Origin of the sequence: Bacillus sp. IT-79MI2, from assembly GCF_949768135.1 — a bacterium.
Classification (GTDB): Bacteria; Bacillota; Bacilli; order Bacillales; family Bacillaceae_G; genus Bacillus_A; species Bacillus_A pseudomycoides.
The window spans coordinates 1-7,152 of the sequence record NZ_CATKPV010000094.1 but is presented as its reverse complement, the minus strand read 5'-3'; the positions used below and the strand labels follow the sequence as shown (position 1 = coordinate 7,152).

Sequence of the window (7,152 nt, the reverse complement as noted above, 5' to 3'; positions counted from 1 at the left end):
GGCTGCAAAGCGCTTTTTCAAGAAAGCTTTGCGGTCTTTTCATGTTTCTAAACCTCGCGTGATAACAGTAGATAAGAACCCTGCCTATCCTGTAGCAATTCAAGCATTGAAAGAAGCAAAACATATGCCTGAAGGCATAAAGCTAAGACAAGTTAGATATCTCAATAATATAGTGGAACAAGATCATCGTTTTATTAAGAAACGTGTGCGTTCTATGTTAGGGTTCAAGTCTTTTGGTACAGCCACATCCATTCTTGCAGGAGTGGAAGCTATGCATATGATTAAAAAAGAACAGATTGATTTACGAAATCAGTCTGTTCAAAACCAGAAAGAATTCATCCATCAATTGTTTGGACTAACAGCATAAAATACAATTCCACTAGAAATATATGCGCTATATTCTCTTTTATTTTATCTTTGCACCAGAACCCAATTGTGTATTTTATTAATTTCTTATTATGTAAATATAGAGATTTAATTTATAATTGTAAGGTTCTAAAAATTACATATTTTGAAAGGAGATGCCTGTATGAGGAGAATTATAGGTATTATTTTATCATTCTTCTCTGTTTGCATATACCTATAATTTTACTAATATATTATGATATAGATGTCGCTTTAAAGCGTTTTATACGAAATGAACAGAAGGATTTTTGAAGGAATAAAAATGCAATAACTCGTTTTGCTTTCGTAATTCACACAATTTTCAAAATTATAATCTTCAAATGTTAATATTTGTTATATAATGAACTTGTCACACCAGTCTTCAAGTAGTTTCCCTGTTATGTCTGTTAAGATAGTTTGTTTGTCCCTTATTAACATTATCTCAAAAAGAACTTGTAGTGATTCCTACAAGTTCTTTTTGGTTTAAGGGTTAAATGTGGATTTGAAATAAAGTTACGATTTTTTGAGGGGGAAAAGTAAATGTTTGTAAAAGCAGAAAGATTATTAATACGAAAATTTGAGTTCAAAGATTGGCAAGCTGTCCATGAGTATACATCAGATATCAATGTTATGAAATACATACCCGATGGGGTGTTTACTGAAGAAGATACAAGAAACTTTGTGAATGAAAACATTGGTGAAAATGCTAAGAACTTTCCTGTGGTATTAATAGATGAAAATATCCTGATTGGTCATATTGTTTTTCATAAATATTTTGGTGAACATACTTATGAGATTGGTTGGGTGTTCAATCCTAAATATTTCAATAAAGGATATGCTTCTGAAGCAGCACAAGCTACATTGAAATATGGGTTTAAGGAAATGAAACTACATAGAATTATAGCTACATGTCAGCCACAAAATACCCCATCATATCGAGTGATGGAGAAGATTGGAATGAGAAGAGAAGGCTATTTCAGGAAGTGCATACCACATGGAAATGAATGGTGGGATGAATATTATTACGCTATTTTAGAAGAAGAAGAATGTCTCAGAACGCATCATTTAAATCAAAATCTCAATTGAAATCATGCTATTGGTTTTTGAGAATCTCTTGGCGTATGAAATCGTTAAAATGTGGGCGGTACGCCATGGCCATCAAGCTAAAGTTTTAATGTACCCCCAAAATAAAAATTTTCTTTCACTACAGTTAATTACTTTGAGAAGTCAGCGGATTTTTTCATTTTAGGGGGATTTTGTTTTGTTAGCTTGATAGTGATGGGGTATCGCCAGCATTTTGGAAAAAACTACGCTAGTCAAAAGTAAAACCGTTCATCAGAATAGCTTTACTTTTGACATAATTCTCGTTAGTGGAAGTCAAACTAAAAAAACCTTATTCAACTCGCATTGAATAAGGCTTTGTGTTTCTCTTCATTTTTTGTTTTGCACAAAAGCATCAATAGCTTCTATAGCTTTTTCTGCCCCACCGCTTTTTTGAAAACTTTCATTAATTTTTTTGATACCCTCTTTATAGATTTCGTTGGTCAGCACTTCTTTAACGGCATCCTTTAACGTTTCAGGTTTCAAATTATCTTTTGATACTCTGTAGCCGGCACTAAGCTCTGTCAGACGCTGCGCCACTGTAGGCTGGTCCTTGTCATGCGGGATAACAACCATTGGGATATTGAAGTGGATCGATTCATTCACGCTGTTCATACCGCCATGGGTAATAAAGACATCCGTGTGCTCGAGTACCTTTAATTGCGGTACATATGAAGAAATGATAAAGTGCTCGGGAGCTTCTTTAATTTTTGTCATATCTACTCTTTCACCGGCAGCGATGACAACTTTTCCTTTGAAATCAGAAAATGCATCAATACATGTATTAAAAAACTCCTCTGTACGGTCAAGAACCGTCCCCATCGAAATATAAAGGACTTGTTCATCCTCTAATGCTTCAAAGGGAAAGCTACCCGTATAAGCCCTCTTTGGGAATGTCGGTCCGATAAAGATATTTGAATCATCGAATTTTTCGCTATTAGGCTGAAAATACCGGCTCGTAAAAACAATCGTTAATTCCGCCGCATTATTCATAAACTGAGCCGAGCTCTCCGGCTCTACGCCATAACATTCTTTCATTTGTACCATTAACTTTTCAGCTTCTTCATCAGGTTTAAATCCGGATTCTGGAGATAAAGGCATGTTTTTAAGAAATTCTTTGGGAAACAAAAAGGATGCTGAAGAGCAAACTCCCGGAATTTGCAAGTAATCTCTCACCAGTTGCCCTGCTCCAAATTTTTCATAAAATACAAAGTCAAAATCAATATCCTGAGATAACTGTTTTGTGATATCTAAAGCGTCCAATGAAGTTTTAATTTGAATTTTCAGAAAGTCATTTAAACCGGCATTCGAATACCGATCAATGGATGCTTTACTCAATAAATCAGGCTGAAGATGAACCGTTGCGCCAACTTTTTCTAAACGTTCTTTAAATTTTTCAGTTGTAATATAGTGAACACTGTCTCCTCTTTCCGCAAAAACTTTTACAATGCCCAAAGTAGGATTGACATGCCCTTCTGCTGGAAAGTTAATCATTAAAATGTTTGCCATCCGAATAACACTCCTTGTCTCAATACTTGCAACATATTAACTCTCTTACTGCTTTTTCTTTGACTATTAAGGATACAAATAATCCCCCGCTGCTCTAGCCATTGATTCTACCTGCAAAACCAGTTCAGAAACCCCTTGAACCTTAAGCTTTATATTTCATCCCCCATTTGTTAAATATTAATTAAATGATAACAAAAAAAGGAATTTTTAAATCATACTTAATAATGAAACTGATTCATACTTTAGACCTATTTTATTTATATAAAACCCGATATCGGAAGTAAATTTAAGTTGTTTTTAGAGTAGGTATAGCTAGTATAAATTCCTGAATTGCGCGCCTGAATTCTTCTTTGTTTTCTAAATAAGGATGATGCTTATCTTCTAAAATAGCAACGGACATATTAGGAAAATTAAATTTTTTATAGTGATCTGGTCCAACAGCATCATCATACTTGCCACTAATTACAAGAGTTGGTACTGAAATTTCAGTTGTGATTTGAGTATAATCTTGAAAAAACTCAGGATCTGCATGTACATATTTACGAAAATCAGGGCGGTGTTTAAGTTCTTTATCTAAGCTTTCTAAGACTTTAAAGTTTTTTCTATCCGTGAACTGTAAATCATAATACTTTCCCATTTCTAGCAGTTTTTCAGCCATTGCAAAGAAGTCTTTATAGAAAGACTCGATTGACTCATAAGAGTTCAAAGCATTATCTTCTTCTAACCAGCTTCTTCCTACATTCATTTGATGCAGGTTTGACTCTCGCTTGTTTAGTGTACAATTAAGCAAGATTAAACTTAAGACATTGTCAGGGTGTTGTTTGGCGTAGTTAGTAGCTAAAATACCACCAAATGAGTGTCCCATTACAATCCATTTATCTATCTTTAATTCTTGCCTTATTTCCTCAAGATCTAAAAGTAATCTTTTTAGTGAGTAATCTCCTTTCGGAGCGAGTGAAGAGCGACCACACCCCCGCTGATCAAGATAATGCATTTCCATAAAACTTTCCAAAAGAGGGCCACCTGTCCGTTCAAAAGAGTAACTCCAATAACCAGGACCTCCATGTAAGAAAATACAAGGTAATCCTTGTCCATCTTTGCTTATATGTAAGGTAGTACCATCACTTGTCATTAATTTTTTCATTTTATGAATCCTCCTTAAAGTGAACTCTTCATTATTAATAGTTCGTGACTGTTTATTGGAAAACCTATCTTAAAAACCTGTATATCGTATTCATGCTCGGTTAACATAACGCATCATTATCAGTAGTCAACAATGAATAGAATTTTCGTTATGGGGGGATTTGGATTTTTTAGGTTGATGGGCATGGGATCCCGCCCACATTTTAACCATAAAAAGCTTCTAAACTTTAAAAATCCACATTGATTTTACAGTAAATCAATATTTGTTTGGTAAAATTTAGAGTGTAATATACCAATAAATCCAACCTAAAAGGAGCCGAAATTATGACGCATTTTCATTCTGATTTATATGAAATATCCATGCCAGGTTGTCAGGAATTAATGTGGTATCCTGTGGAAGTTAAACGAGGAAAGCAGATTTTTACGTTCGAAATTTATCGGGCATGTGATACTATATCAGTATTTTATATGGATGAATTGGGAAGGAAACGAGCTGTTGTAGGTATGGAAGAATTAGAAATGATGTTGGTAATAGAAGAAGATAAACAACGTTTTCGGAATTTTGTAGGAGATACTAAATGGGCTATATTGGATGGTATGTGTTTGGAAAGAGGAATGACGAAAGAAGAAATAGCAGCGTATTTATATTTAAAACAAAACGTGTTAGACAAAATGGAAAAAGAATTAGAAGTATAAAGGTACCGTTCCTGTTTTAGGATATGAAATTTCGTTAAGTTGATGGTGATGTGGTGCTAGCCATTTATGAAAAAGCTTTTATGTTTATTTGCATATTTTTAAATTGAATTTATGTATTATAGTATTGTTATACGAAATAAAGTAGGTGAAAAAATTATGTTTAGTAAACAAAATTTTTTAAAAAAGACATTCATAATATTTTCTGCAATAGGGGGATCTTTTGGAATCCTTTCATCAAATGTTGAAGCGGCTCCCAATCCATCTGCTTATTTAGCAACACTTCAATTTGATGGAACGGATTGGATGGATACGGGAGAAAAAAATTTCCCTCACGCTTTTCGTTTCCATTCTTATGATAACGATATTGAACATAACAAAGAAAATGAAGTTCGTTTCAAAATTGAAAATGCCGTTACTGGAATAGGATCAACAGGATTAACAAATCGTGGTCCAAATAATCAACAACCAGCTGTCTATTTTCATATTGCTAAAAAAGGCGAATATGAAATATATGAGTATTGGCTTTATTATGCTGATAATGATTGGATTAATAACCATGAACACGATTGGGAAAAGTATTTTGTTTACTTGAAAAATGGCGTTCCAACACACTTGCTTATATCGAGTCACAACGGCTATAAAATAAAGTCATGGTCAGAAACCCCAAAAGATGATGGGCATCCCTTAATTGGTGTTGATGGAGGAGCTCATGCGATGAAATGGGATAAAGAAGATGGAGTTCAAATTCGTTACAATGGAGATATTACAAAAAATAATGGACGTCTTGATGAAGGGGATCAAACGAATCAACCGTGGGTTCTCTATAGTAATGATCCAATTGATGATGTAACAAAATATTTAGCTGCTCCTGATACGTTTTATTACGGTGATCCAGCTTATCTCCTATATTCAAACGAATATAGCGATCCTCGCCAAGCACCTTGGAAACGCGAAGAATGGGATAATCCACCGCTTCCTTAAACATAACGCTCATATGAATACATATAAAAAGAATAGAAAAAGTCTATTCTTTTTTGTTTTTCATTTCAAATTTCGGTTCTGGTGCAAAATAACATTTGTTAAATAATTAAGAGTTTACAAGAGGTACATTAAAATAACTTACATGTTTTAGGAAGGGTGTTTAGTATGGAAACAGTACAGCTAGACGGACGTAATTTTACAAGTGAAGAGATACTACATAAAACATTAAAGAAAATATTAGATTTTCCGGACTATTACGGAGAAAATGCTGATGCATTGTGGGACTGTTTAACAGCTTGGGTAGATCTTCCCTTAACATTAGAGTGGGAATCTTTTGAAGAAAGTAAAAAAATGTTAGGTTCATATGCAGATTTAATTTTAGAAACATTCCAAGATGCACAAGAAGAAATGCTAGGACAATTTTTTATTGTTGTAAAATAATAGATGTAATAAAAAGCGCATGTCCAAATTTGGATATGTGCTTTTCTATTTTGAAATAATACCCAACTTTCTTCTTTTTCAACTAAAAGATCTAATAAACTCATTGCTACAATTGCAATCATGTTCCAAAAGGTATGAAAATAATTTTAGGTTTATACCGAAAACAAAACACACCTTTAGGTACACATTAGCTATAAGAATTTAATGATCAATTTTACAAATTATAAAAAGTCATGAACTTAGTTTTACTTTCTATTATATACAAGTAGTTAGGGGGCAATATCATAGGCTAAAGCTTGTTCCAAATATTCACCTGCAACTTTCTGATAAGTTAAAAAATATAACAACAAAACGTTTAAAATATGATAAAATACAATTACATTTAAAAAAGAGTAGTGGGTTCAAGTTGTTATTTACATGAACTCCAAAGAAAAAAGCCAAATTCTGTATAGATTTGGCTTTTTTCTTTTTACGCATTTGTAGCTAAAAATAGCATGGTCTTTAAATCCTTGTTAGGGGCAAGAATTTAAAGAAGAGTTTAGCTTAATTATGATTTTACATAAATTATATATTATAGTAAATTGATATTGTTTATGTTGAATATTGTAAATATTCAGGGATTTAATCCTTATATTATTTATGCACAAAGTTATAATTAGTGAGTTTTAAAAAAGATACAAAATGTTAAAATCATAAAACCCAGTGATATCAGTACGTGTGCATGATATCACTGGGTTTTTATTTGGATATTTAACGGTGTGTTTTACAAATTATAAAAAGATGTAAACTTAGTTTTACTTTTTACAAATGAACCGTCCTAAAAAGTGAACGAGCGTTTACAAAGGTATACATTTATAAACAGATGTAAACTTGAAATACAGAAGCATTTGCATATGT

Annotated in this window: 7 protein-coding genes; 5 read left to right on the top strand and 2 right to left on the bottom strand. The window is 33.0% G+C overall.

What is annotated here, in order from left to right; translation table 11 throughout:
• Both ACM6HU_RS22975 and ACM6HU_RS22970 read left to right on the top strand, forming a co-directional pair.
• Window positions 1-367, top strand: a 367-nt coding sequence (locus ACM6HU_RS22975) for an IS6 family transposase (RefSeq protein WP_414848476.1), incomplete at its 5' end; no start/stop codon positions are given.
• A gap of 557 nt (window positions 368-924) precedes the next feature.
• Window positions 925-1,470, top strand: a complete 546-nt coding sequence (locus tag ACM6HU_RS22970; protein ID WP_097836515.1) for a GNAT family N-acetyltransferase — start codon at window positions 925-927, stop codon at window positions 1,468-1,470.
• 345 nt (window positions 1,471-1,815) lie between these two features.
• On the opposite strand, the gene ACM6HU_RS22965 is transcribed toward ACM6HU_RS22970, so the two are convergent.
• The gene (locus ACM6HU_RS22965) at window positions 1,816-2,994 is read right to left on the bottom strand and encodes a macrolide family glycosyltransferase (RefSeq protein ID WP_097836516.1); all 1,179 of its coding nucleotides are present in this window, start codon (window positions 2,992-2,994) and stop codon (window positions 1,816-1,818) included.
• Window positions 2,995-3,280: 286 nt separating this feature from the next.
• A complete protein-coding gene (locus ACM6HU_RS22960; RefSeq protein WP_097836517.1) occupies window positions 3,281-4,138 on the bottom strand; it encodes an alpha/beta fold hydrolase in 858 nt (285 codons plus the stop codon).
• 323 nt (window positions 4,139-4,461) lie between these two features.
• Here ACM6HU_RS22960 and ACM6HU_RS22955 point away from each other — a divergent pair, with 323 nt between their 5' ends.
• The 3 genes from ACM6HU_RS22955 (at window position 4,462) to ACM6HU_RS22945 (ending at window position 6,255) form a co-directional block, all read left to right on the top strand.
• Window positions 4,462-4,833 carry a hypothetical protein gene (locus ACM6HU_RS22955; RefSeq protein WP_097836518.1) on the top strand — a complete coding sequence of 124 codons (372 nt, stop codon included), beginning with the start codon at window positions 4,462-4,464 and terminating at the stop codon, window positions 4,831-4,833.
• Between the two features lie 156 nt (window positions 4,834-4,989).
• Window positions 4,990-5,814 carry an NPP1 family protein gene (locus ACM6HU_RS22950; protein WP_097836519.1) on the top strand — a complete coding sequence of 275 codons (825 nt, stop codon included), beginning with the start codon at window positions 4,990-4,992 and terminating at the stop codon, window positions 5,812-5,814.
• Window positions 5,815-5,979: 165 nt separating this feature from the next.
• On the top strand, window positions 5,980-6,255 hold the full coding sequence (locus ACM6HU_RS22945; protein WP_097836520.1) for a barstar family protein: 276 nt from the start codon (window positions 5,980-5,982) through the stop codon (window positions 6,253-6,255).
• The last annotated feature ends 897 nt before the right edge of the window (window positions 6,256-7,152 follow it).

Excerpts from the sequence above, each read along its gene's own strand:
- ACM6HU_RS22970 (WP_097836515.1), top strand. The coding sequence starts at position 925 with ATGTTTGTAAAAGCAGAAAGATTATTAATACGAAAATTTGAGTTCAAA.
- ACM6HU_RS22965 (WP_097836516.1), bottom strand. The coding sequence starts at position 2,994 with ATGGCAAACATTTTAATGATTAACTTTCCAGCAGAAGGGCATGTCAAT.
- ACM6HU_RS22960 (WP_097836517.1), bottom strand. The coding sequence starts at position 4,138 with ATGAAAAAATTAATGACAAGTGATGGTACTACCTTACATATAAGCAAA.
- ACM6HU_RS22955 (WP_097836518.1), top strand. The coding sequence starts at position 4,462 with ATGACGCATTTTCATTCTGATTTATATGAAATATCCATGCCAGGTTGT.
- ACM6HU_RS22950 (WP_097836519.1), top strand. The coding sequence starts at position 4,990 with ATGTTTAGTAAACAAAATTTTTTAAAAAAGACATTCATAATATTTTCT.
- ACM6HU_RS22945 (WP_097836520.1), top strand. The coding sequence starts at position 5,980 with ATGGAAACAGTACAGCTAGACGGACGTAATTTTACAAGTGAAGAGATA.